The following is a 22,615-nucleotide window of genomic DNA, read 5'->3' on the forward strand; positions in this document are numbered from 1 at the left end:
ATTCAAACTTGAAGGTGTTTTTTATTTGTCTCATCTTATGGGGTCAGTCCCCTTTTCGGGTTCAGCTTTTTTTTCTTAGCTTGTGCTGCTTTCTGTCTGTTTGGTCAATGTCGCATTCAATGTTTTCGTTTTTCCGTTTCTCAGCACTTGGATTGTCGTTTGATCTCCGACTTTCAAGTCTTTGTAAAGGATCTGACGGATATCCGCACTGCTTTTCACGTCTTTGCCGTTTAGTTTGACAATGACATCCTCAGATTTGATGCCGGCTTTTGCTGCTGGTGAATTCCCTTGAACTTCTTTTACATAAACACCTTTGCCCAATTGATCTCCAAACAGGCCAAGTGTATTTTCCTGATACGTTTCAGGAACTTGCGACATGTCAATCATTTGCACGCCTAAAAATGGTCGATCTACTTTCCCTTTTGCCAGCAGCTGGTCAACAATCGGCTCGACATCATTGCTTGGGATCGCAAATCCAAGTGACTCCACGCCGCTTTCGCTCACCTTCAAACTGTTGATGCCGATGACCTGACCGCTTGCATTGATTAACGGACCTCCGCTGTTCCCCGGATTGATCGCTGCGTCAGTTTGCAGCACGTTCATTTCCACCGTACCTTGTGTTGTATCCACATCAATCGTCCGGTTGAGTCCGCTGATGATGCCTTGTGTTACCGTGCCGGAAAACTGCTGACCGAGCGGATTTCCGATGGCGATGACCTTTTCACCCGTACGCAGCTTTGAAGAGTCACCGAAGCTCGCCACTTTTTTGATGTTCTTGCTGTTGATTTCCAGAACAGCCAAATCAGTAATGGTATCACTGCCGACAAGCTTGGCAGTCTCCGTTTCCCCATTGTATAACGTGACAGTCAGTTTATTAGCGCCTTCAACGACATGGTTGTTTGTGATGACATACGCCTTATTGCTGTCTTTTTTGAAAATGACGCCTGACCCGGTTCCGCTTTCACTTTCTGAGCTGGAGCCGCCACCCGTGCCGAATGTGTTATTTTGAGAGGTTTGGATATTTGAGATGCCGACAATCGTCGGCTCTAAATCCTCTACCATATCAGCAACGTTTGAAGCGTTCGTTATCGGTGTCGTTGAAAAATTATTAGATTGCACCTGTTTATTGGCGGAAGCCGTCTCGGTCGCCTGATTTTGGTCTGACGGCAGATAAGGCGCGACACCGAGCATCAGGCCCCCGCCGATAATCCCGCCTAAAATCGGACTCAGCCATGCGGCTCTCCGTTTCTTTTCCTTTTTCACAGCCGTTTCTTTCTTTTCCATTTCTAACGCAGAAGCTGTTTCCTGCTTTCCCGCTTCATATGAAACAGGCGCGTCAAGCAATTCCTGTTCAGGATGTTCAATCAGCTGCCGGTTTTCTATGTTCGGATGCTCTGTATGTGAAGATTCTGTTTGATGTTGATCGTTTTGGTCATCACGTCGATAATCCATGGTTCTTACACTCCTTTAACGATTTTTCATTTATCGTTACATATTCATCGCATGTACAAGTTCAATTGTCCCAATAATGAGGAGAAAAGCAAAGCACCAAAATAGAATATGTTTCATCATCCTACATCTTCCTCGCTCTTTTTCTTCCTTCCTTCCCTTAAACATATCATAAACAAACATTGTGGGATAAAAATGAAAAGAATATGTGAAATTATGAAAATGTCCTGCCGTATGTTAAAACTAGTTTATAATGACGTTGAAAGGATGTGAAGAGCCTTGTCATACACCATTTATCTAGTTGAAGATGAGGATAACCTGAATGAACTGCTCACGAAGTATTTAGAGAATGAGGGCTGGAACATTACATCTTTTACGAAAGGTGAAGACGCCAGAAAGAAAATGACGCCGTCTCCCCACCTGTGGATTCTCGATATCATGCTGCCGGATACCGACGGCTATACATTAATAAAAGAAATCAAAGCGAAAGATCCTGACGTGCCGGTCATTTTTATTTCCGCCCGAGATGCAGATATTGACAGAGTGCTTGGCTTAGAGCTTGGCAGCAATGACTACATTTCAAAGCCATTTCTGCCGCGGGAGCTGATTATCCGTGTGCAAAAGCTGCTGCAGCTCGTTTATAAAGATGCTCCGCCTGTCCAAAAAAATGAAATCACCGTCTCTTCGTATCGGGTCGCTGAAGATGCCCGCGAAGTCTATGATGAAAACGGAAATATCATCAATTTGACGTCGAAGGAATTTGATCTGCTGCTATTATTTATCCACCATAAAGGGCATCCATACTCTCGTGAGGATATTCTCGTTAACGTATGGGGGCATGATTATTTCGGAACGGACCGTGTTGTTGATGACCTTGTCCGGAGACTGCGCAAAAAGATGCCTGAATTGAAGGTGGAGACGATTTACGGGTTCGGCTACAGGATGATGACATCATGAAAAACAAACCGCTCTCGTTTCAAATATGGGTTGTCATATCCGGCATCCTGTTAGCAATATCCCTTTTACTGCTTGTCTTATTTTCAAACACGCTGCGCGATTTCTTTACGAATGAAACGTATACGACAATTGAAAATGAGCAGCATGTTCTGACAGAGTACCGCCTGCCGGGTTCAATTGAAAGGCGTTATTACAGCGAAGAAGCCACCGCGCCGACCACCGTCCGCTCCGTACAGCACGTGCTCCTGCCAGAAAATGAAGAAGCTTCTTCAGATAAGGATTTAAGCATTCTGTCGTCTTCGTTTATCCATAAGGTGTACAAGCTGGCCGATAAGCAGGAGGCCAAAAAGAAACGGTACAGCGCCGATATCAATGGAGAGAAAGTGTTTTTTGTCATTAAAAAGGGGCTCTCCGTCAATGGACAATCAGCAATGATGCTCTCTTACGCGCTTGATTCTTATCGGGACGACCTGGCCTTTACCCTATTCAAACAGCTTCTGTTTATTATAGCAGTTGTCATTTTATTAAGCTGGATTCCGGCCATTTGGCTTGCGAAGTACCTATCAAGGCCTCTCGTGGCATTTGAAAAGCACGTCAAACGGATTTCCGAACAGGATTGGGATGACCCAGTGAAAGTGGACCGGAAAGATGAGATCGGCAAATTGGGCCATACCATTGAAGAGATGCGCCAAAAGCTTGTGCAAAAGGACGAAACAGAAAGAACCCTATTGCAAAATATCTCTCACGATTTAAAAACGCCGGTCATGGTCATCAGAGGCTATACGCAATCGATTAAAGACGGGATTTTCCCTAAAGGAAATCTTGAAAATACAGTAGATGTCATTGAAGGCGAAGCCCTTAAACTGGAGAAAAAAATAAAGGATTTATTATATTTAACGAAGCTGGATTATTTAGCAAAGCAAAAAGTGGAGTACGATATGTTCAGTATCGCGGAAGTGACGGAAGAAGTCATCGAAAGACTGAAATGGGCGCGGAAAGAATTATCGTGGAGAATTAATGTAGAAGAAGACATTCTGATGATGGGCGATCCGGAGCAATGGAACAAACTCTTCGAAAATATTCTGGAAAATCAAATCCGCTATGCTGACACAAAAATAGAAATCAGCATGAAACAAGATGATCGGAATATCGTGATCACCATTAAAAATGACGGCCCGCATATTGAAGATGAGATGCTCTCCAGCCTATATGAGCCATTTAATAAAGGGAAGAAAGGCGAATTCGGCATTGGTCTCAGCATCGTAAAACGAATTTTAACTCTTCATAAGGCGTCTATCTCAATTGAAAATGACAAAACGGGTGTAACTTACCGCATAGCAGTGCCAAAATAGACTGTACATGTTTTTGCAGTCTATTTTTTTATGTGAAAGAATAGCCGTTAAAATCTCTGTAATTTGCTTTGAGCGGCTGTTTGCATTGATGAACCCATTTTTTCTCTGACAAGGTCTGTTTCGGATATTTGACTTTCTCCACTTTGATTCCTCTGTTTCGCAAGCGGCTGATCATTTCGTCCAATTCTTTCATTTTAGATTCACCCTTTCGCTTGAGCTTTGACCATTCGGTCATCTCAATATATAATATAAATAATACATGATAAAAAAACAAGTTACAATAAGGTTAATTTTATAATAGAAGGTGTGACTATATGGTCATATCCTAATGAGGCCTTCGGGCTCTGAAAGGGTGGAACCATTGAAGGAAAAAGAAAAGCTGATTATTGAAACAGCCTTAAAACTATTTGCGCAAAAAGGATACAACTCAACTTCAGTTCAGGAAATCGCAAAAGAATGCAAAATATCTAAAGGCGCTTTTTATATTTATTTTCCTTCGAAAGAAGCGCTTCTTCTTTCTATGCTGAACTACTATTATGATAAAACGTTTACCCGAATTTTAAATATTAAAACGAAGGGCGACAGCCCGAGAACGGCTTACCGCAAACAGCTGACCGTACTCTACGAAAATGTCCTTGAACATAAGGATTTTATCAGCATGCAAATGAAGGAAGGCTCCCTGCCTTACACAGAAGAAGTGGAGCAATGCGCAAAAAAAATCCGCCAGTCCTCACTTCAATTTCATATTGACAGCCTGCTGAACATTTACGGAAAAGCAGCGGAACCGTACACCGCAGAGCTTTGTTTCTTAATTGAGGGCATCAGCCAGATTTATCTGGAATGCATGATTTTGCTCGATTACAGTGTAAAGCCGGATCAATTAGCCGACATCATTATGAATCGAATTGATGATATGGTAAAAGGCATGTCTGAACGACACGATAAGCCTTTCATCACATTGGAAGAGGCAAGCTCTTTATTTGGGCCTCTTACACACGGACGGCCTGACCCGCTGACTGAATCGATTGTGAAAAGCCTTCGTGACAAAATTAACAGCTTACACACAAACTCCTCTCTTGAATTATCGGAGAGCTTGGACATACTTGAAGCAGAAATGAAGAAAAAAACACCGAAGCTGGCGATCATAAAAGGAATGATTCATAATTTGACGGAGTCTGAAGCTCTCGCCAAAGATGCGGAGCAGCTTAAATACCTATTAAAACAGCAACATATTTAGAAGAACGGCTGCTTAAAAAGCAGCCGTTTTTTCTTTCTATTACGCCTTTGGCTTTACCATCTCTTCAGGCTTAACCATTTCGTTAAATTGCTCCTCGGTCAGCAATTCAAGCTTCAAAGCAGCTTCTTTCAGCGTTAATCCCTCTTTATGAGCGAGCTTGGCAATTTTCGCCGCGTTTTCATATCCGATATGCGGGTTCAGCGCCGTAACAAGCATTAATGAATTTGCCAGGTTTTCCTCGATCGTTTCTTTGTCAGGCTCAATACCGACAGCACATTTATCATGGAATGAATTCATGCCGTCACTAAGCAGCTGCACAGATTGCAGGAAATTGTAAATAATCACAGGCTTAAACACGTTCAGTTCAAAGTTCCCCTGACTTGCCGCAAAGCCGATTGTTGCATCGTTCCCCATGATTTGCGCTGCGATCATTGTTAATGCTTCACTTTGTGTCGGGTTGACTTTACCAGGCATAATGGAGCTGCCCGGCTCATTTTCAGGAATGACGATCTCCCCGATGCCGCAGCGAGGTCCGCTTGCAAGCCATCTGACATCGTTGGCGATTTTCATTAAGTCAGCCGCAAGCGCTTTTAATGCACCATGCGCATAAGTGATTTCGTCATGGCTTGTCAGCGCGTGGAATTTATTCGGCGAGCTGCTGAACGTTTGGCCGGTCAGTTTTGTGATCTCTTCTGAGACAAGCTCTCCAAACTCTGGGTGAGCGTTGATTCCGGTTCCGACAGCCGTTCCTCCGATTGCAAGGGCACGCATTTTATCTGTCGCTTCCAAAATCATTTCCTTCGAACGGTCCAGCATGTAAACCCATCCGCTGATTTCCTGTCCGAGCGTCAAAGGCGTAGCATCTTGAAGATGCGTGCGTCCGATTTTGACAATATCGTTGTATGCTTTCGCTTTTTCATCCAATGTATTGCGAAGCTGATCAAGCGCAGGCACAAGCTGCTCATAAACAGCCAAAACAGCGGCAACATGCATCGCAGTCGGGAATGTGTCGTTTGAGCTTTGGCTACGGTTTACATCATCATTTGGATGAATCGTTTGGTCAGAGTTCTTTTCTTTTAATAAAGCAGTCGCGCGGTTGGCTACCACTTCGTTCATGTTCATATTGCTTTGAGTGCCGCTGCCGGTCTGCCATACGACAAGCGGGAAGTTGTCATCGTATTTGCCCTTGAGCACATCATCACAAACCGCTGCAATCGCTTCTGCTTTTTCCGCATCCAGATTGCCGAGGCGTTTATTAGCGAGCGCCGTGCTTCGTTTTAATATTGCAAACGCCTTCACAACACGCATCGGCATTTTTTCAGAACCGATCTTGAAGTTCTCCTTGCTTCGCTGTGTTTGGGCGCCCCAAAATTTATCAGCAGGAACCTTTACTTCTCCCATGGTGTCTCGTTCAATTCTGTATTCCATTTATGTATCCCTCCATAACGGTTGCTTCATTAGATCATAATTCGCCAGTGAAATAAAAAATCCTCTTTATTTTTCGATCTTGGCAGATTTTAATTTTAATTCAAGATATACGCGGGAATCCTTTGAATATTTGTACTTTGGATTCGTTCTGCCATACTCCTTTGATGTATAAGACACATCATAGTGCTTCTCAAATGACCTGATGAGCTGTTCTATTTCTTCTTGTTTTCCAGCAAGCCTTACCTGTGCCACTTTGTCTCCTCCGCTTTCATAAAAAACTCACATCATGAAATACTCTAACACAGTATATCATTTTTTTAACAGGAAAAGATAACCTCTAATAAGGACTGGGATAAGAGGTGACTTCCTTGGAACACACGTTTAAGGAATATATACATGATAATTTAGCATTGGTGCTTCCAAAATTAAAAGAAAATGATGATCTGGTCAAAAACAAAAAAATGCTGGCGAACGGACTGGTTTTTTACTATCTCTATTTCAGTGAATTGAATGACGAGCATAAAGTGTCAGAATCCATTAAAACCTTAATCAAAGACGAGGAGACCTTAACGCTTGATCAGGTCAAAAAACGCTTTGATCAGCTTGACGCAAGACCCGTTGAGACCGCGGAAAAAACGGTGGAGTCGATTCTCAACGGCAATTGTGCCGTGTTTGTCAACGGACTGGACAAAGCCTATATCCTGACCACAGGACAGAAAAAAACAAGAAGCCTGGCAGAGCCGACAACTGAAAAAGTCGTTCGCGGCCCAAAAGTTGCATTTGTAGAAGATCTCAATACAAATCTCGCTTTGATCAGACAAAGAACCTCTCATCCGGAATTAACCACCAAAAAAATCATGATCGGCAAAAACAAACTGAAGCCGGCGGCCATTATGTACATTGAAGGCAAAGCAAAAAAGTCCATCATAAAGGATGTAAAAGCGCGGCTGAAAAATATCCAGCTGGAGGATATCCAAGACAGCGGAACGCTTGAGGAGCTCATTGAAGATAATAAATATTCACCGTTTCCGCAGATTCAAAGTACAGAAAGACCAGACAAAGTATCGTCGGCCCTGTTTAACGGCCGAGTGGCCATTTTGATCGACAGTTCACCTTTTGTGCTACTGGTCCCGGTTTCTCTCGGCATCCTGATGCAGTCCCCGGATGATTACTATGAACGCTGGATTTCAGCGTCTCTTATCCGGCTGCTGCGTTTTGCTTCTATCTTTATTACCTTGTTTTTGTCATCAATTTATATCGCACTCGTTTCCTTCCATCAAGGGCTGCTGCCGACCGCACTCGCCGTCACGATTTCGGCAAACAGGGAAAATGTGCCGTTTCCGCCGATATTTGAAGCTCTGCTGATGGAAGTAACCATCGAGCTGTTGAGAGAAGCCGGTCTCCGCCTGCCCAACCCGCTCGGCCAGACAATCGGTCTTGTTGGAGGCGTGGTCATCGGACAGGCTGCTGTAGAAGCGAATCTCGTCAGTTCGATTATGGTCATCGTTGTCAGCGTCATCGCTCTCGCATCCTTTACCGTTCCCCAATATGGAATGGGGCTGTCTTTCCGGGTGCTGCGTTTTATTTCGATGTTTTCCGCCGCTATTCTCGGGCTGTACGGGATTATCTTATTTATGCTTGTGATTTATAGTCACCTAGCGAGACAAACGAGCTTTGGATCTCCGTATTTTTCGCCAACCGGATTTTTCAGCATGAAAAATACGGACGATTCCATTATCCGTCTCCCAATTAAAAACAAAACAAAAGAGGCGAATAATCCAAATGAGCCAAAAACAGACTCAAATCAAACTTAATACCTTCCAGGGGGTTTCTATCATTGCAAATACGATGCTGGGAGCCGGTCTGTTAACATTACCGAGAGCGCTGACCGGGAAAGCAAACACTCCTGACGGCTGGATTGCGCTGATTTTGGAAGGCTTTGTATTCATTTTATTCATCTATTTAAATACGCTTATTCAGAAAAAACATCAGTATCCTTCTCTGTTTGAATATTTACAGGAAGGGCTTGGCAAATGGATCGGCAGCTTCCTCGGCCTTTTGATCTGCTGCTATTTTATCGCGGTAGCCAGCTTTGAAACCCGGGCCATGGCGGACATAGTGAAGTTTTTTCTGCTGGAGAGAACGCCGATTCAGGTGATTGTTTTAGCGTTTATCGGCTGCGGCATTTATTTAATCATTGGAGGATTAAATGATATATCGCGTCTTTTTCCTTTTTATCTGGTCATTACGATCATTATTTTGCTGGTTTTATTCGCTATCAGCTTTAAGATTTTTGACCTTGATAATTTGCGGCCCGTTTTAGGTGAAGGTCTCGGCCCTGTCGCGAACTCGCTTACGGTTGTTTCGATCTCTTTTTTGGGCATGGAAATTATGCTGTTTCTGCCTGAGCATATGAAGAAAAAGAAAAAGATATTCAGATACGCGTCTTTCGGGTTTCTGATTCCGATTCTTTTGTACATCCTGACATACATCATCGTGGTTGGCGCATTGACTGCTCCTGAGGTCAAAACACTGATATGGCCAACCATTTCTCTCTTTCAGTCCTTTGAACTGAAAGGCATATTCATTGAACGGTTTGAATCTTTTCTGCTGGTCGTCTGGATCATTCAATTTTTCACTACGTTTGTCATTTACGGATATTTTGCAGCTAAAGGGCTGAAGAAAACGATTGGATTATCAACGAAGAAAAGCCTGATTCTCATCGGTGCGGCAACCTATTATTTTTCTCTGTGGCCGGATGATGCCAATAAGGTTATGATGTACAGCGATTATCTCGGTTATATTTTCATCTTTCTGTTTTTGCTTCCTTACGTTATCTTTTTTATTGTCGCGGTCAAAAGGAGGATTACAGCAAAATGAACGTTCGCATGATATGTATCTTGATGTGCACCATTTTGCTGTCCGGATGCTGGGACAGCCAGAATATTGAGGAATTAAGCTTGGTGATCGGTGTGGGCATAGACAAGTCTGATGATAAAAATTTAGAGCTGACTCAGCAAATTCTCGTGCCGAAAAAAATCAGCTCAAAAGAAGGATCTTCAACTGATCCGACTAAGATTGTTTTCACAAAGGGCGAAACAGTGCATCAAATGATGAGAACGGCAGCATTAAAGAATAATCCCACGTTTTCTCAGCATTTGCGTGTCATCCTCTTTTCTAAAGACGTTATTGCTGATCATGTCGGGATGGATGCAATCATTAATCAGTTTGTCAGAGACAACGGAACAAGAAGAAGCTCGTTTGTATTCGTTAATGATGGCCGCACAAAAGATATATTGAAAATGAATGATGAAGGTGATCCGGCGTCTAATGTGATTTATGATCTGACTGAGAACAATAAAGTGACGATCCGAATGATGAAGCCTGTTACACTGGGAGAAATTTCGGAACACTTAACCTCTGACGATTCGTTTCTTATCCCTCATGTCGGAGAGGAAAACGGAAGGCTTGCCATCAATGGTGCTTCTATCATTAAAAATAAATTTTGGCTGCGGGATTTAACTCCGGGCGAGGTGCAAAATATTAATTTATTCACAGGCACTGTCCAAGGCGGCGTCATTGATATGAGACATCACGGCAAACTTTTTTCTTATGAAGTGTATTCCGCCAATCGCAAGATCAAAACAGACTACAAAGACGGCAAGTTCAAGTTTACCGTAACACGCAATATTGAGGGTCGGTTATCCGAGGACTGGAATCCTAAGGAAGACTCTTTTAAGGATTCCTATATAAAAGGGATCGAAAAAACCGTGGAAAAACAATTGCGTGAAACAGTGACCGCGTTCGTGGGCAAACTGCAAAAAGATATCAAGGCGGATGTAACCGGGTTGGGAAACGAGGTCAGAATTCATTATCCTCAAAAGTGGAAAAAAATCGCAAGAAAATGGGATGATGATTATTTCAGCACGGCGGAAATAGACTATCGCGTCAATGTGGTTGTGAGAGACTTCGGGACAAAAGGCGCGTCCGATTAACGGCCGCCTATTTCACAAGATGATTCCGGTGTGCATACACCGCGGCCTGCGTCCGGTCACTGACACCCAGTTTTGATAAAATATTGGTGATATGGGTTTTAACTGTTTTAATGGTGATAAAGAGTTCCTCGCCTATTTCTTTGTTTGTTTTTCCTTCTGCGATCAGGCAGAGAATTTCAAGCTCCCGCTTTGTCAGTGATTCATGCGGGAGCGCGTTTTCACCTGAGTGGCGCAGCCGGGATAATACTTTTCCCGCCACTTTTGATTCCAGCTTTGGCTCTCCCTTGCTTGCAGCGCGGATGGCATCGGCGATTTCAGCCGCTTTTGAGGTTTTCAATAGGTAGCTGAGCGCGCCCGCTTCAATGACCGGGTACACTTTGTCATCATCTATGAAGCTTGTGAGCACAATAATTTTCGGATCGGGAAGCTCCCGGCAAATTTGCTTTGTTGCTTCAATCCCATCCATGCCCTCCATGACAAGGTCCATTAAAATGACATCAGGCGACAATTCCGCAGCAAGCCGCACGCCTTCGCTGCCGTCAGACGCTTCTCCGACGACCTCAATATCGGGCTGAGCCTCTAAAAAAGCCGCGAGCCCCATTCTGACCATTTCATGATCATCAATCAATAATACTCGAATCACGTTCGTTCTCTCCTTTTTCTTCCGGGAAAATCGGAACCTTCACTTCGATTTGTGTGCCTTTTCCTTCTACTGAAATCACTTCGGCGACCCCGCCGATTTCGCTTGCACGCTCTTTCATAGAGTTCAAGCCATATGAGGATGCTTTCACCTCATCCATTTTAAAGCCTTTTCCATTATCAATCACCTTCAGCCGGAGCTGATTGTTTTTTATGCCCAAAATGACCGATACTTTAGAGGCTTTTGAATGTCTAAACACGTTTGAAAGGGCCTCCTGAACGATTCTGAACAAATGATCCTCCATACCCTTGGATATCGCCGTGTCCTGAATATCCCACTCAATATCAAGCGGCTGTTTCTTGCGGAACTCATCCAAAAGCTCTGTAAGCCCTTCTTTTAGTCCTTTTCCTTCAAGGGTAACAGGCCTTAAATGGAGCAATAGCGCCCTCATTTCATTCTGGGCTTCACCTGCCATATGCTCGACCAGCTTGATCCGCTTGACTGTTTTATCATCTGCATCCTTGACGTGTTCCAATACGGCTGCTGTCATCATCGATATGGCAAAGAGCTGCTGGCTGACCGCATCATGAAGGTCTCTTGCCAACCGCTGGCGCTCTTCGGAGATGACTGACTTCTTCATTTGCGCCTGCCATTCCGCACGTTCATTTGAAAGTTTTTGCAAGGAAGCGACTTGAAGCTCCACACGCTTCGCCATTTCATTCAGCTGATCGGCGGCCAGGCCGATTTCATCATCTCCAAGCGGCGGTATCCGATAAGCGAAATTGCCGTTTTCAAAGGTTAAAATGGATTCAATTAATGTATCAATCCTTGTCTTCAGCCGATTGCCGTACATATACCCTGAGGCAAAGCCGACCGTGACGCTGATCAGCAGCAATATCAGGATAAACGGAATTCCGAACCAGCTTGATGACAGCAAAACAAGCGGATCGAGCCGATAATAAAACATCATAAAGGAAATCAAGCAGGCAAAAAGGAGCAGGCTGATTCCCGTTGTCATGCGGATGGCGCGCCATTGGAGACTCGCAAGCAGTTTTTTTCTCATACGTACTTCACATCCACATCACCGATAAATAAGGAAACAGACACTTTGACACGGCGCTTCGACTCGCTGAAATCGGAGGACGCGGCATAGACTTTTGTGCTTAATCCGCTTTTCTTTGAGCCGATCAGATTGATATCACCGATAAAAACAGCCGAGCTGACAGCCACTTCAAGGTCTGATGGGACATAAATATCAACATTTCCAATGACTCCGCTAATGACGATTGTACTCTCTCCCTCGGGAATCATTGCTTTAGATAAATCGATTTTAATATCGCCGATAAAACCAGAAATAGTTAAATCATTCAGGTCAAACGGCTGCTTCATCATCTGAAGCTCTCCGATAAAAAAGCTGCGCATGTCGGGATGTTTTACATCTTTCGGCGGCTCATGATGTTCTTTTTTATTGAGGTTGACCTGTTTTTCATTCGGTTCAAATATCGGCTTCCCTTTGACAAGCCTGTAGCCGGCGTAAATCAGAAATGCGGCAAACGCATAGCCGAATAAATTGAAGGTGATGCTGAAGAGGTTTTTCAAAAATAGAAACGCAGCAAAGATGTACATGACGGAGCCAAGCCAATCACGGGAATATTTTTTTAAGAAATAGCCGGCAATCAGAAAAAAGAGCGGCCAAAACAGCAGATCGCCTATTCCGATAATTTGCAAAAACATGCTGATGCCGAATAAAGCAATGATCAATCCGAGAAGCTGTTTTTTTGTCATTCCTGGTGTCCGCCTCCTTTCTTCTGCCTGGTGCTACCGTATTGTTACATCCCCGCTGTCCGTTTTCATAACGATCGGATGCCGGCCGCTTCCTTGCAAGCCTGTGATTTGATGTTCTTCTTTATGTGCTGGTTCAGCAAATGAATACGGCGAACTGACGTCACCGCTCGATGATTTCACGTTGACTGTAAAGCTGCCGTTTTTAGGAAGGCTCAGATCTGCATCACCGCTTGTCAGCGAGACAGATACAGGGCCCGTTACCTTTTTCAGTGCGGCAACAAGGTTTCCTGAAGTCATCTGCACATCAAGAGAGCCTGATACATCAGCCAGATTTGTGTCTCCTGAAGCTAGGTCAATGCCGGCTGTTTTGGTGTTGGTATTTGAAATGGTGACATCTCCGGATGATCCCTTTACCTTCAAATCTTGAAGGCGGGCGTCCGTCACTCTTATATTTCCGCTCGCAGATACTGCGTTCAGCTCGGAAAGCACAAGATGATGATTGCCGTGCACAGACACGTCACCGCTTGAGGTTCGCACCGTCAAGTCACCCTTATAATCATATGGAACACGGACGACAAGGGAAGAACGGGTAGCCCCATTCAAAAATTGAAATTCTTTTTCCTTTGCGGTCAGCTCCAGTTTTTTTCTGTTTTCAGTAACAAATAACTTTCCTGAGTCTCTTGAAATGCTTGCCGAAATGTCATTTCGCTCTTCCGCTATGATCCGGACATTCTTGCCGTCCGACTCAATGACCACACTGTCAATGTCCCGAGGCGATGCGCTGGCAGAATCGGCTTCCGTGCCGTTTACGAAACTCAAGCCAGCAGCAAACACGTCTTTTACGACGACGGCGAAAAATATAAGAATACCGGCAGTGATCAGCAGTTTGCCCAGCATTTTTTTCATTCGATTCCATCCTTCTCAGTCATTCTATTATAAAGGAAAAGCTTGTGAATTGATACGCGCGGAAGGGAAGGAATTGTCCGCAAATCCTTCCCTGTTCCGCTTATTCATTTGCTGCTTGTGATGCCTGATCTGATTTTTGCAGCGAGAGGGCCCGCATTTTTTCAATCTCCGCTTCCACATCGTCTGAGAATTCTTTGCGTGTGAGTTCTGTGCCGGCTTCCGCTGACTTTGAATAATTCGCGCGGATTTCCATTTCTTCAATACGGTTTTCAATACGCAAAAACTCGCGATACGCGCTTTCGCTGTCAATTTTGTCAAAGGTCGTATTCATATGCTCTTTTGCTTTCGCCGCATTTGCACGGGCAATCAGCGCCTGTTTTTTATCCTTTACGTCCTGAAGCTTTGTTTCAAGTGCAGCCAGCTGTTCTTTCAGCTCAGCAAGCTGACTGTCTGCTTGTTCATAGGACGCTTGATGCTCAGCAGCCTTCCCTTCTAAATACTTCATTTCAGTCAGCGCCTTTTTCGCCAGCTCTTCTTCGCCTGCGTCAAATGCGAGCTGTGCCTGATTTTTGCGTTTGCCTGCCGCTTCAGCTGCTTCTTCATATTTTTTCTTAAATTGATAGGCAATTGTGTGCTGTTTCACAATGGTTTGTTTTGCTTTTGCAATGTCGCTTTCCATATCACGGACATATTGATTCAGCATCACCTTTGGGTTCTCCAGTTTATCAAGACCTTCATGAACTGACGCAACAAACATGTCTCTTATTCTCTTTAATACCATACCTGATTCCTCCTAATATGCTGATATTATTTTTTCTTCAAAAATTCTTCCCATTCGTCATCAAAGTGAGATTGGTATGCAGCCGAAGCCGGTTCAGGATCAAAAGATGCTACACCGTTATCCGCTGATCCGTTTTTCATCAGCTTCCAGCCGTAATACACCATAGCGGCCGCCAGCGCGATTCCGACGACAAACGGAAGTGAGCAGATGAGCATGATCGCTCCGATACCGCCCAAGATGATTCCCGTGATGGTTTTTCCTGCGGCAAACCTTTTGATTCCTGCGTATGTCATCAAGCTCCCGATTGCGAGCGGGATGATAAAGCCGAAGCTTCCTCCTCCAAAAAAGACGGAGATCCCAAATACAATGAATAAGAATCCGCCTATCGTTTTCATGTTTATCTTCATGCAGATCCTCCTTTCGTTTTCCTTGTCTTCATCTTAAACAAATTGGCTTTTGCGCAAAACGAATCAGAGGTTGATTTTTACATAAGACCGGAGTCGTATCTTGTGCCGGACCCATAGGCACAAAAAAACGCCATGCACGAAGCATGGCGTTTCAAAATCCTTTTACAGATGAATACTTGCTTCCCTTTCTTTAATCAGGTCGGATTGTTCTGCTTTAGCCAGCTTAGTGAACAGCAAAATTCCGATACCCGCAATAATTTCAACAACCCCTCCGACAGCGATCACAGTTCCCGAACCAAAAGCATTCGCGGCATATCCGCAAATAACAGCTCCGGCAGGTATAGATATATTTGAGATCATATGTATAACGGCGTAGACCTGCGGCTGATCCTCATTATCCACAGAGGTTTGGATAATCGTGTATTCTGGAACATTAACAGCACTGACTGCGGCGCCAAAGGTGAATGCAGCAAAAAAGACGAGCGGCAAAAAGGTATTCATCCCGGTAACAAAGAAAGCAAACCCTTCAATAATGCCGGCCGTTACGAATAGCAGGCCGTACCTGTTCACTTTGACTTTTGCCAAGACAAATCCCAATAAAAACGCGCCTCCGGCAGTGGCGGCCTTTAAAAGTGAATACACGATCGGCTGGCCGTTTAAATCTTCCGCAACGTAAACGGCTGAGAGTGCTTCCCAAGGAGCGGCCGCAAAATTCATAAAGATACAATAAATAGCGAGCGGATATAAAATCTGATGTCTTCTGACAAGCGTAAAACCGCGTTTCAGTCTGCCGATATATGTGCCTCTCTGCGCAACAGCAGCTGACTCTGATTGAGATTCAACCGCAGTGTGCTTAATAAAAAGGACGAGAAAGCCAGAAACCAGATAGAGAACTAGTGCGATAAGCATTGTATAAGAAGGACTGATAAATGTCAGAAAAGCACCGCATAACGTGACAGCTCCGAGCCGGACAATTTGAGCGGAGGATTGCAGTACAGCGTTTGCTTTTTGAATGCCCTGTTCATTTACGATTTGGGGAATTAAGGCTATGGAGGCGGGATTGTAGGCAGCCCCTGTAGCAGAATGCACAATCATAAGAGTCATGACAAACCACAGCGGAGAAAAGCCTGCAAAATGGCAAAGAGGAATAATCAAGACAATCGCAGCCCTTGTCAGATCTGAAAAGTACATCCAAAATTTCAGCGTGTTCTGTTTCATGAAAGGACCCGTCACAGGCGCCAGAACAGCTTCCGGCAAAAAGGTGACAGCAATCAATAAAGCGGTCCCGATCGCACCTTTGCCGTCATAAATTAAAAACCATAATATTGAATTAAATGCGAACATATCGCCGGATATCTTGACTATTCTTGAGAAAAAAAGATAATTGAAATTTCTCTTCCAGATGCTATTACCTTCAATTAATTTCACCATCTATCAGAGCCCTCACTTCCTATTTTTTACATACATTTGTTACAATATCTCATTTTTCCATTTTAAGGTCAATAATTCATAAGGTTCATTTTTTGTCGTAAAATGGGATAGTGACAGAATGAAAAACAAAAAAGCCGGCATGCATTTGAACACGCCGGCTTTCGTTTTCTTTTTTTATGATTCACTGCTGTTTCGGTCCCGAAACACAATAGCACTTCTTTCATATTCCACATCGTCAATGCCGCTTCTCACATTCACAACCCGTGCGGCTGCAAAGAAATAGTCGGACAGGCGATTCAGATAACGCAGCACTGTTTCATGGATCTCCTCTGATTTCATCAGCGCCGTCACTCGGCGCTCCGCCCGCCTTGTAATGGTTCGTGCCGCATGGAGAAGCGAAGCCCCCTTCGATCCGCCCGGAAGAATAAATTTCTTCAGCTCTGGCGCCTCTGCTGTGTAGGCATCAATCCGCATTTCTAAAAAGGAAACGGATTCTTCTGTTAGTTTATAGTCTTTGCTTTCTGTGACTATCGCCAGATCGCCTCCGCAGTCAAACAGCTCATGCTGGATGTTCAGCAGCTCGGCTGTCAAATCTTCAAAGCCGGGCTGCCCGGAAAGCTCTGCCAAAGCAAGTCCGACAAAGCTGTTCAGCTCGTCAATCGTGCCATAGCTTTCGACGCGTAGGCTGTCCTTATCCGTTCTGCCCCCGACTAGGCTCGTTTGTCCTTTATCGCCTGTTTTTGTATATAGTTTCATCCATATGTCTCCTTTACAGACTTATTCAAACAGCTCTGCAGCCTCTTTTACACATTCAGCTGTCCCTTTCTGTATCAATTGATTCAGCCGCCGTTCTGTGTTTTCGGATTGCTGAGTTTGCGTCGCGGCGATGAGAATATCCCCCTCTGCCCGTCGGTCTCCCAGCGCTTTCACTCGTTCTGCCTCGGCGTTCATCAGAGCTTTGACGAAGAATTGATCTGCGGCATAACCATTGATCAAAATCCATATTGAAAAGCCGCTCATGACGCAGATGAAAACGGATAAATCTCCATCTTCATATGTTCGATATACATAACGGTCAAGCCGTCCCGGAGAAGCCATCGCACACGTTTCATGCAGACGAAAACCGTTTTCAGATAAATAGCCCGTCAGCCCTTCTATCGGATCCGACTGGGGTGGCAGCTGTTTATGAATCAGCGCCCTGCTCCATGAAAACCCTGCACCGAGAGGCGCTGAGGACAGGGTGCGAAGCGGGGTTTCCGTTTGCAGGAGAATATGATCGCACCCAGCTTGCAGCAATGCTTCAAATAAGATAGGCCGCGGCTGTACGCTGTCTTTTTCAGGCTGAATCACAATCATCGGTTTAGGTGAGCTCTGATGAACCAATGCGGTGACATCAGTATCGTACACCGCCTTTATATGATGCTCGGTGACAGCATATTCCGGTTTTTGCTTCGGCCCGGCTGTACCGTTTTTCATAAACAGGAGCTCATCACAGTACAGGCTCGCTGTGTTCAGATCATGAAAAACACTGACAGCTGCCATTCCGTTTTCTCTTGTCAGGCGTTTGATGAGGTCAAGCAGTTCTTTTTGATAAGCCAGATCAAGAAAATTGGTCGGCTCGTCCAAAAATAAAATATCTGGCTGCTGCGCCAATGCTTGGGCCAAATACACCCGCTGCTGCTCCCCTCCGCTTAGTTCACGGATCGATTTTTGCGCAAAAGCGGCTACTCCTGTTTGCTCCATTGCTTCCTGTACAATGGCTTCATCTTTTTTAGTATGCTGTCTGAACAACCCTGTTTGGAATGGATATCTCCCGAAGGCTACAGTTTCTTTGACGGTAAAGGTAAAGGCTTGATCCGTTTTTTGCGGCAGGACGGCCATGATTTGCGCCAGTTTTTTCGGTTTATAGTCCGCCAGCGGTCTGCCAGCCAAATAAACGCTGCCTTCCTTGGCTGGCAGCGTCCCTGTCAGCAGGTGCAAAAGCGTGGTCTTTCCGCTTCCATTAGGGCCGAGAATACCAAGGAATTCTCCCTTCTCCACTGTGAAACTGACATTGTTGATCAGCTTGCTGTCTCCATATCCTCCCGACAGCCCTTCTGCCTTCATCATAATCGTTTCCCCCCGCGGTGCTGCCGAATTAAAATAAGAGCGAAAACTGGCGCCCCCGCCAAGGACGTAATAATTCCAATCGGCAGTTCAATCGGTTCAATGATCGTTCTGGAAAGCAAATCGGCTAAAATGAGAAAACCTGCTCCGAGCAAGGCGGACAGCGGCAGTAAATGCCGATGGTCCGTTCCCCACAAAAGTCTTGTGATATGCGGAATCACAAGGCCGACAAAACCGATTGTGCCCGACACAGCCACAGCGCTTCCCGTCAAAAGAGAGCCGGCTATTAAAATCAGCACTTTTCTCTGCTGAACGCTGACTCCGAGAAGTTTTGCTTTGTCTTCTCCATATGTCATCACATTCAGCTCTCGGCCGTTTATGATCAATAAAATGGTTCCCAAAAGAAAAAACGGGAGAAACAAAACCACATAACTCCAGCCTCGCATCGAGACGCTGCCAAGCAGCCAATGCACAATCGGCAGCAGGTTGTCACCTGTCAGGGCGATGATAAGAGAAATCAATGCGCCCAAAAATGAGTTGATGATGACCCCTGTTAAAATGAGGGTAGAAACCGACATTGAAGCATGAACGAGACGGCTGAAGGAAAGCACCGCAGCAATTGTGACAAGTGCCGCGGCCACGCTCACAACCGGAAGTGTAAATCCTCCGATCGCAGGAAGCCTTAGGCCAAAGAACAAGGTCACAACCGCTCCGACGGAAGCACCGGATGAAACACCGATCGTATATGGATCAGCAAGCGGATTTTTCAGCAGCCCCTGAAAAGCGGCCCCTGCGATAGAAAGAGCCGCCCCCACAAGGGCGGCCAGCATAACTCTCGGCAGTCTGATATTCATCATAATATTGGTGTACATCGGGTCATCAGAGCCGATAGAGCCGCCAAAGCCTTCATGCCAAAAGACACGAAAGATAGCGGGGATGGGAATTTGCAGGCTTCCGCAAGAAATGCCTAAAACGATGCTTACAGCTAAAAATGAAAAACTGATGAAATATGCGGCGTAACGATTATTCCTTAAATGTATCCGGGTAAATGCTTTCCGCAAGTTCTTCGACCCCTTCGATCAGACGGGGGCCGGATCGTGTCACGAGATCAGGATCCACCTCATACACACGATGATGTTTCACAGCATTGATTTCGCTCCAGCCATCGCGTTTTTCCACTGCTTTCGCTTTCACTCCGTCTGTCGTCACGATAGCATCAGGATTATGTTTTACGATCGCCTCGTCTGTCATTTGCACCCAGCCTGTTTGGTCCGCTGCTGCGTTTTTAGCATGGATGACATTCAGCATTTCATTCATAAACGTGTCTTTTCCGGTTGTGTAAATGTCAGGGTCAGGAGAAACCTCGATAAATACGCTTTTCTCCTCGTTTTTTGAAATGGTTTTCGCTTTTTCTTGAATATCCCGCAAATCTGATTTCATGTTTTTCACGAGCTGATCGGCTTTTTTCTCTGCACCGGCAGCTTCTCCGATCATTTCGATTGATTTGTACACCTCGGAAAATGATTGTGCGTCATTGACAGTCAGCACGGTAATGCCCGCGTCCTTCAGCTGTTTGATGGCGTCCGCTGACGCTGACATGGAAGACTCATGGGCAAGGACGAGATCCGGCTTTAGAGAAATGACTTTTTCAACGTTTACATTCATGTCTCCGACTTTCTCAACCTTTTTGACTTCCTTTGGATATGTATCGTTTGAGGTGACACCGACCACTTTGTCACCGAGACCGAGAGCGTATGTAATTTCTGTGTTGCTCGGCATTAATGAAACAATCTTTTTAGGCTCCTTTTTGATGGTCACATCTTGATTGGACGCATCATCAATCGTGACAGGGAACGCTCCTGTCTTTTGCTTTGCCTTGGAATCCTTTTGATCCGCAGTATTGCCGCAGCCTGCCAGCATAACAGCAGCGAGCAAAAGCGCAGTCCATATTCGGGCTGATTTTTTCATAACCTTTCCTCCTAAGTGAATTAAAAAAAGCATCTCTACGACGGTAAAGATGCTGTAAACAACACAAAAAAGCCTATTGTTTACACATCATCTGTCCTCGCAGACTTCGTGCTGATCAAACAGGCAGGTATCCTGGCTCTTGGCGCTATAGCCAATTACAGTGGCGGGACCGCACCGGCTTTTACCGGTTTCCCTATTAAGCCGGCTGTTGTTCACGGACCGGCACCTATTTGACATTGGTATCCTTTTTTCGGAGTAATTATACTATATGACCGACAGGCTTGTATATGCGTTCCGAACGGCTTTCCCCTTGAGGTGTGTATGAAAGCAAAATCCTCGTAAACACTAAATTTGATCTTGTATACTTATATCATCATCTAGAAAAAGGAATGATTCTTATGGATTTACAGCTAAGAGACAAACTCGTCTTAATCACAGGCTCAACTTCAGGTATCGGGAAAGCCGCAGCAAAAAGCTTTCTGCAAGAAGGTGCGGCAGTCATTGTCAACGGACGCAAACAGGAAACTGTCAATCGCGCAGTTGAAGAGCTTTCTTCATATGGGACGGTGCACGGCGCGGCTGCCGATTTGTCAAAAACAGATGAAGCCGCGGCTTTTATTGAAAAAGTCAATGAAATCGGTGATATCGATATCCTTGTCAACAACCTTGGTTTCTTCGAGGTAAAAGACTTTGCCGATGTGACAGATGAGGAGTGGAATCAATATTTTGAAGTGAATGTGATGAGTGCGGTTCGGACAAGCCGTCACTTCCTTCCCAAAATGCTTGCCAAAAACAGCGGCCGCATTTTAAACATTGCAAGCGAAGCAGGTGTCAAACCGCTGCCAACAATGATTCCATACTCAATGACAAAAACGGCGCTGATCAGCCTTTCAAGAGGAATGGCAGAAATGACGAAAGGCACAAATGTGACGGTAAACTCAGTGCTTCCGGGGCCTACTTGGACAGAGGGCGTGGCATCCTATATGGAAGGCGCGGCACAAGCTGCCGGACAGGATACAGATACATTCATCAAAGACTATTTTAAAGTCAATGAACCGACTTCTCTTATTCAGCGATATGCGACAGCAGAAGAAGTCGCCAACACGATCGTATTCCTCGCGTCTGACGCCGCATCTGCCATTAACGGCACGGCACAGCGTGTCGAAGGCGGCATTATTCGTTCTCTGTAATATGCCAAAAACGCATCCGTCTTTCGGATGCGTTTTTTTATACTTCTCCAGCGAATGGAACAGGCTGATATCCGCCTGTTGCCAGTTTTGCTGAAAACAATCCTCCCGCGTGAGGCTGCTCGTATCTTTCTGTTTCTGTCATTTGTTCCGTTGCCGTTGTGATATAAAGAGTTTTTAAGTCTTTGCCGCCGAACGCGCAGCACGTGACATATTTGGCCGGCACACTGATTGAATCGATTTCTTTTTTCTGAAACGGGTCAATCTGAACGACGCGGCCGCCCCCAAACAGCGCCACCCACAGCATGCCATTTTGGTCGATGGTCATGCCGTCCGGCAGTCCGTCAGTTTGATCAAAACGATAGACGGATTCTGGATGTGAGACATCCCCGCTTTCAGGATCATAGCTGTAGCGGACAATTTCCTGCGTCGGCGTGTCGATGTAATACATTAAATCCCGCTCGCGATCCCAATCCAAACCGTTCGAGGTCGAGACTTGATCTTTCATTTTGATCAGTCTGCCGTCAGGATCTAAACGGTATAGCGAGGCCTGATTTTCCTCGCCTTCCATGCTTGTCGTCCCCGCCCAGAGCCTTCCGTACGGGTCGCATTTTGCGTCATTAAAACGCAGGCTCTCATGCAAATCCTTCGGCTGTTTGATTTTTTCTAAGCTGTCATCTTGAAGATGATACAGATAAAACCCGTCCTTCATCGTCATAATCAGCTCATCCTTTGAATATTTCGCAAGCGCCGTCACAAAGGATTTGAATTTGACGGACCGGTTGATTTTTTCTGCAGGGTCAAAGATGTGGAGCTCACTCCCTAAAATATCGACCCAATATAAACGGGCGTTTTCTTCATCCCATAGCGGACCCTCACCAATTACTGCCCGCGTGTCTGCTTCCAATACTGCATCCATGTATGTTACACCTCTTTAGCTTCAGTCTATACATTGTTATTCCCGCCGAAGAGGTATCCAAACCACA

23 protein-coding genes and 1 riboswitch are annotated in these 22,615 nt (G+C 45.1%); of the genes, 7 read left to right on the plus strand and 16 right to left on the minus strand.

Features of this window, described 5'->3' with window-relative positions:
* Positions 1–75 precede the first annotated feature (75 nt).
* The gene (locus G4P54_RS16960; RefSeq protein ID WP_167873307.1) at positions 76–1,452 is read right to left on the minus strand and encodes a S1C family serine protease; all 1,377 of its coding nucleotides are present in this window, start codon (positions 1,450–1,452) and stop codon (positions 76–78) included.
* A gap of 276 nt (positions 1,453–1,728) precedes the next feature.
* Here G4P54_RS16960 and cssR point away from each other — a divergent pair, with 276 nt between their 5' ends.
* Together cssR and cssS are read left to right on the plus strand one after the other, a co-directional pair.
* Positions 1,729–2,406, plus strand: coding sequence for a two-component system response regulator CssR (cssR, locus tag G4P54_RS16965; protein WP_167873308.1), 678 nt, complete (start codon positions 1,729–1,731; stop codon positions 2,404–2,406).
* Positions 2,403–3,758, plus strand: a complete 1,356-nt coding sequence (cssS, locus tag G4P54_RS16970) for a two-component system sensor histidine kinase CssS (RefSeq protein ID WP_167873309.1) — start codon at positions 2,403–2,405, stop codon at positions 3,756–3,758. The genes cssR and cssS overlap by 4 nt, the downstream gene beginning before the upstream one ends.
* A 28-nt stretch (positions 3,759–3,786) precedes the next feature.
* On the opposite strand, the gene spxO is transcribed toward cssS, so the two are convergent.
* Complete coding sequence (spxO, locus tag G4P54_RS16975) at positions 3,787–3,951, minus strand: anti-adapter protein SpxO (RefSeq protein ID WP_032681718.1); 165 nt, start codon at positions 3,949–3,951, stop codon at positions 3,787–3,789.
* A 168-nt stretch (positions 3,952–4,119) separates the two neighbouring features.
* Between spxO and G4P54_RS16980 the strand changes: the two genes are divergently transcribed.
* Complete coding sequence (locus G4P54_RS16980; RefSeq protein WP_167873310.1) at positions 4,120–4,995, plus strand: TetR/AcrR family transcriptional regulator; 876 nt, start codon at positions 4,120–4,122, stop codon at positions 4,993–4,995.
* A 39-nt stretch (positions 4,996–5,034) separates the two neighbouring features.
* On the opposite strand, the gene fumC is transcribed toward G4P54_RS16980, so the two are convergent.
* Positions 5,035–6,423, minus strand: coding sequence for a class II fumarate hydratase (fumC, locus tag G4P54_RS16985; RefSeq protein ID WP_167873311.1), 1,389 nt, complete (start codon positions 6,421–6,423; stop codon positions 5,035–5,037).
* Between the two features lie 66 nt (positions 6,424–6,489).
* Positions 6,490–6,675 carry a YvzF family protein gene (locus G4P54_RS16990; RefSeq protein WP_003221676.1) on the minus strand — a complete coding sequence of 62 codons (186 nt, stop codon included), beginning with the start codon at positions 6,673–6,675 and terminating at the stop codon, positions 6,490–6,492.
* A 116-nt stretch (positions 6,676–6,791) separates the two neighbouring features.
* Here G4P54_RS16990 and gerAA point away from each other — a divergent pair, with 116 nt between their 5' ends.
* From gerAA to gerAC, 3 genes are read left to right on the plus strand one after another with little or no spacing between them, the layout of a single operon-like run.
* Positions 6,792–8,237, plus strand: a complete 1,446-nt coding sequence (gerAA, locus tag G4P54_RS16995) for a spore germination receptor protein GerAA (protein ID WP_167873312.1) — start codon at positions 6,792–6,794, stop codon at positions 8,235–8,237.
* On the plus strand, positions 8,206–9,303 hold the full coding sequence (gene gerAB / locus G4P54_RS17000; protein WP_167873313.1) for a spore germination receptor protein GerAB: 1,098 nt from the start codon (positions 8,206–8,208) through the stop codon (positions 9,301–9,303). Before gerAA ends, gerAB begins: the two co-directional genes overlap by 32 nt.
* On the plus strand, positions 9,300–10,418 hold the full coding sequence (gene gerAC / locus G4P54_RS17005) for a spore germination receptor protein GerAC (RefSeq protein ID WP_167873314.1): 1,119 nt from the start codon (positions 9,300–9,302) through the stop codon (positions 10,416–10,418). Before gerAB ends, gerAC begins: the two co-directional genes overlap by 4 nt.
* A gap of 7 nt (positions 10,419–10,425) precedes the next feature.
* On the opposite strand, the gene liaR is transcribed toward gerAC, so the two are convergent.
* The 11 genes from liaR to G4P54_RS17060 form a co-directional block, all read right to left on the minus strand.
* On the minus strand, positions 10,426–11,061 hold the full coding sequence (liaR, locus tag G4P54_RS17010; RefSeq protein WP_167873315.1) for a two-component system response regulator LiaR: 636 nt from the start codon (positions 11,059–11,061) through the stop codon (positions 10,426–10,428).
* Positions 11,039–12,121, minus strand: a complete 1,083-nt coding sequence (gene liaS, locus G4P54_RS17015) for a two-component system sensor histidine kinase LiaS (protein ID WP_024713573.1) — start codon at positions 12,119–12,121, stop codon at positions 11,039–11,041. Before liaS ends, liaR begins: the two co-directional genes overlap by 23 nt.
* A complete protein-coding gene (gene liaF / locus G4P54_RS17020) occupies positions 12,118–12,843 on the minus strand; it encodes a cell wall-active antibiotics response protein LiaF (protein ID WP_024713572.1) in 726 nt (241 codons plus the stop codon). The genes liaS and liaF overlap by 4 nt, the downstream gene beginning before the upstream one ends.
* Before the next feature lie 33 nt (positions 12,844–12,876).
* Positions 12,877–13,749 (minus strand): LiaG family protein, encoded by an 873-nt coding sequence (liaG, locus tag G4P54_RS17025; protein ID WP_167873316.1) that lies wholly within the window; start codon positions 13,747–13,749, stop codon positions 12,877–12,879.
* 100 nt (positions 13,750–13,849) lie between these two features.
* The gene (gene liaH, locus G4P54_RS17030; RefSeq protein WP_167873317.1) at positions 13,850–14,530 is read right to left on the minus strand and encodes a stress responsive protein LiaH; all 681 of its coding nucleotides are present in this window, start codon (positions 14,528–14,530) and stop codon (positions 13,850–13,852) included.
* 26 nt (positions 14,531–14,556) lie between these two features.
* Positions 14,557–14,937, minus strand: a complete 381-nt coding sequence (gene liaI / locus G4P54_RS17035) for a cell envelope stress-induced membrane anchor protein LiaI (protein ID WP_167873318.1) — start codon at positions 14,935–14,937, stop codon at positions 14,557–14,559.
* Positions 14,938–15,099: 162 nt separating this feature from the next.
* The gene (locus G4P54_RS17040; protein ID WP_024713568.1) at positions 15,100–16,368 is read right to left on the minus strand and encodes an MFS transporter; all 1,269 of its coding nucleotides are present in this window, start codon (positions 16,366–16,368) and stop codon (positions 15,100–15,102) included.
* A 174-nt stretch (positions 16,369–16,542) separates the two neighbouring features.
* On the minus strand, positions 16,543–17,124 hold the full coding sequence (locus G4P54_RS17045) for a cob(I)yrinic acid a,c-diamide adenosyltransferase (RefSeq protein ID WP_024713567.1): 582 nt from the start codon (positions 17,122–17,124) through the stop codon (positions 16,543–16,545).
* A 21-nt stretch (positions 17,125–17,145) separates the two neighbouring features.
* Positions 17,146–18,474, minus strand: coding sequence for an ABC transporter ATP-binding protein (locus tag G4P54_RS17050; protein ID WP_167873903.1), 1,329 nt, complete (start codon positions 18,472–18,474; stop codon positions 17,146–17,148).
* The gene (locus G4P54_RS17055) at positions 18,474–19,535 is read right to left on the minus strand and encodes a FecCD family ABC transporter permease (RefSeq protein ID WP_167873319.1); all 1,062 of its coding nucleotides are present in this window, start codon (positions 19,533–19,535) and stop codon (positions 18,474–18,476) included. Before G4P54_RS17055 ends, G4P54_RS17050 begins: the two co-directional genes overlap by 1 nt.
* Positions 19,498–20,442 (minus strand): ABC transporter substrate-binding protein, encoded by a 945-nt coding sequence (locus G4P54_RS17060; RefSeq protein WP_167873320.1) that lies wholly within the window; start codon positions 20,440–20,442, stop codon positions 19,498–19,500. Before G4P54_RS17060 ends, G4P54_RS17055 begins: the two co-directional genes overlap by 38 nt.
* Before the next feature lie 105 nt (positions 20,443–20,547).
* Positions 20,548–20,687: riboswitch (cobalamin riboswitch) on the minus strand.
* A 153-nt stretch (positions 20,688–20,840) separates the two neighbouring features.
* Between G4P54_RS17060 and G4P54_RS17065 the strand changes: the two genes are divergently transcribed.
* The gene (locus G4P54_RS17065) at positions 20,841–21,632 is read left to right on the plus strand and encodes an SDR family NAD(P)-dependent oxidoreductase (protein ID WP_167873321.1); all 792 of its coding nucleotides are present in this window, start codon (positions 20,841–20,843) and stop codon (positions 21,630–21,632) included.
* Between the two features lie 37 nt (positions 21,633–21,669).
* On the opposite strand, the gene G4P54_RS17070 is transcribed toward G4P54_RS17065, so the two are convergent.
* Positions 21,670–22,548, minus strand: a complete 879-nt coding sequence (locus G4P54_RS17070) for an SMP-30/gluconolactonase/LRE family protein (protein ID WP_024713562.1) — start codon at positions 22,546–22,548, stop codon at positions 21,670–21,672.
* Positions 22,549–22,615: the final 67 nt, after the last annotated feature.

Origin of the sequence: Bacillus tequilensis (assembly GCF_012225885.1) — a bacterium.
Taxonomy (GTDB): Bacteria; Bacillota; Bacilli; order Bacillales; family Bacillaceae; genus Bacillus; species Bacillus tequilensis.

Coding starts and splice junctions, on each gene's coding strand:
- G4P54_RS16960 (WP_167873307.1), bottom strand. CDS start 1,452: ATGGATTATCGACGTGATGACCAAAACGATCAACATCAAACAGAATCT.
- cssS (WP_167873309.1), top strand. CDS start 2,403: ATGAAAAACAAACCGCTCTCGTTTCAAATATGGGTTGTCATATCCGGC.
- spxO (WP_032681718.1), bottom strand. CDS start 3,951: ATGAAAGAATTGGACGAAATGATCAGCCGCTTGCGAAACAGAGGAATC.
- fumC (WP_167873311.1), bottom strand. CDS start 6,423: ATGGAATACAGAATTGAACGAGACACCATGGGAGAAGTAAAGGTTCCT.
- gerAB (WP_167873313.1), top strand. CDS start 8,206: ATGAGCCAAAAACAGACTCAAATCAAACTTAATACCTTCCAGGGGGTT.
- gerAC (WP_167873314.1), top strand. CDS start 9,300: ATGAACGTTCGCATGATATGTATCTTGATGTGCACCATTTTGCTGTCC.
- liaS (WP_024713573.1), bottom strand. CDS start 12,121: ATGAGAAAAAAACTGCTTGCGAGTCTCCAATGGCGCGCCATCCGCATG.
- liaF (WP_024713572.1), bottom strand. CDS start 12,843: ATGACAAAAAAACAGCTTCTCGGATTGATCATTGCTTTATTCGGCATC.
- liaG (WP_167873316.1), bottom strand. CDS start 13,749: ATGAAAAAAATGCTGGGCAAACTGCTGATCACTGCCGGTATTCTTATA.
- liaH (WP_167873317.1), bottom strand. CDS start 14,530: ATGGTATTAAAGAGAATAAGAGACATGTTTGTTGCGTCAGTTCATGAA.
- liaI (WP_167873318.1), bottom strand. CDS start 14,937: ATGAAGATAAACATGAAAACGATAGGCGGATTCTTATTCATTGTATTT.
- G4P54_RS17040 (WP_024713568.1), bottom strand. CDS start 16,368: ATGGTGAAATTAATTGAAGGTAATAGCATCTGGAAGAGAAATTTCAAT.
- G4P54_RS17045 (WP_024713567.1), bottom strand. CDS start 17,124: ATGAAACTATATACAAAAACAGGCGATAAAGGACAAACGAGCCTAGTC.
- G4P54_RS17050 (WP_167873903.1), bottom strand. CDS start 18,474: ATGAAGGCAGAAGGGCTGTCGGGAGGATATGGAGACAGCAAGCTGATC.
- G4P54_RS17060 (WP_167873320.1), bottom strand. CDS start 20,442: ATGAAAAAATCAGCCCGAATATGGACTGCGCTTTTGCTCGCTGCTGTT.
- G4P54_RS17065 (WP_167873321.1), top strand. CDS start 20,841: ATGGATTTACAGCTAAGAGACAAACTCGTCTTAATCACAGGCTCAACT.
- G4P54_RS17070 (WP_024713562.1), bottom strand. CDS start 22,548: ATGGATGCAGTATTGGAAGCAGACACGCGGGCAGTAATTGGTGAGGGT.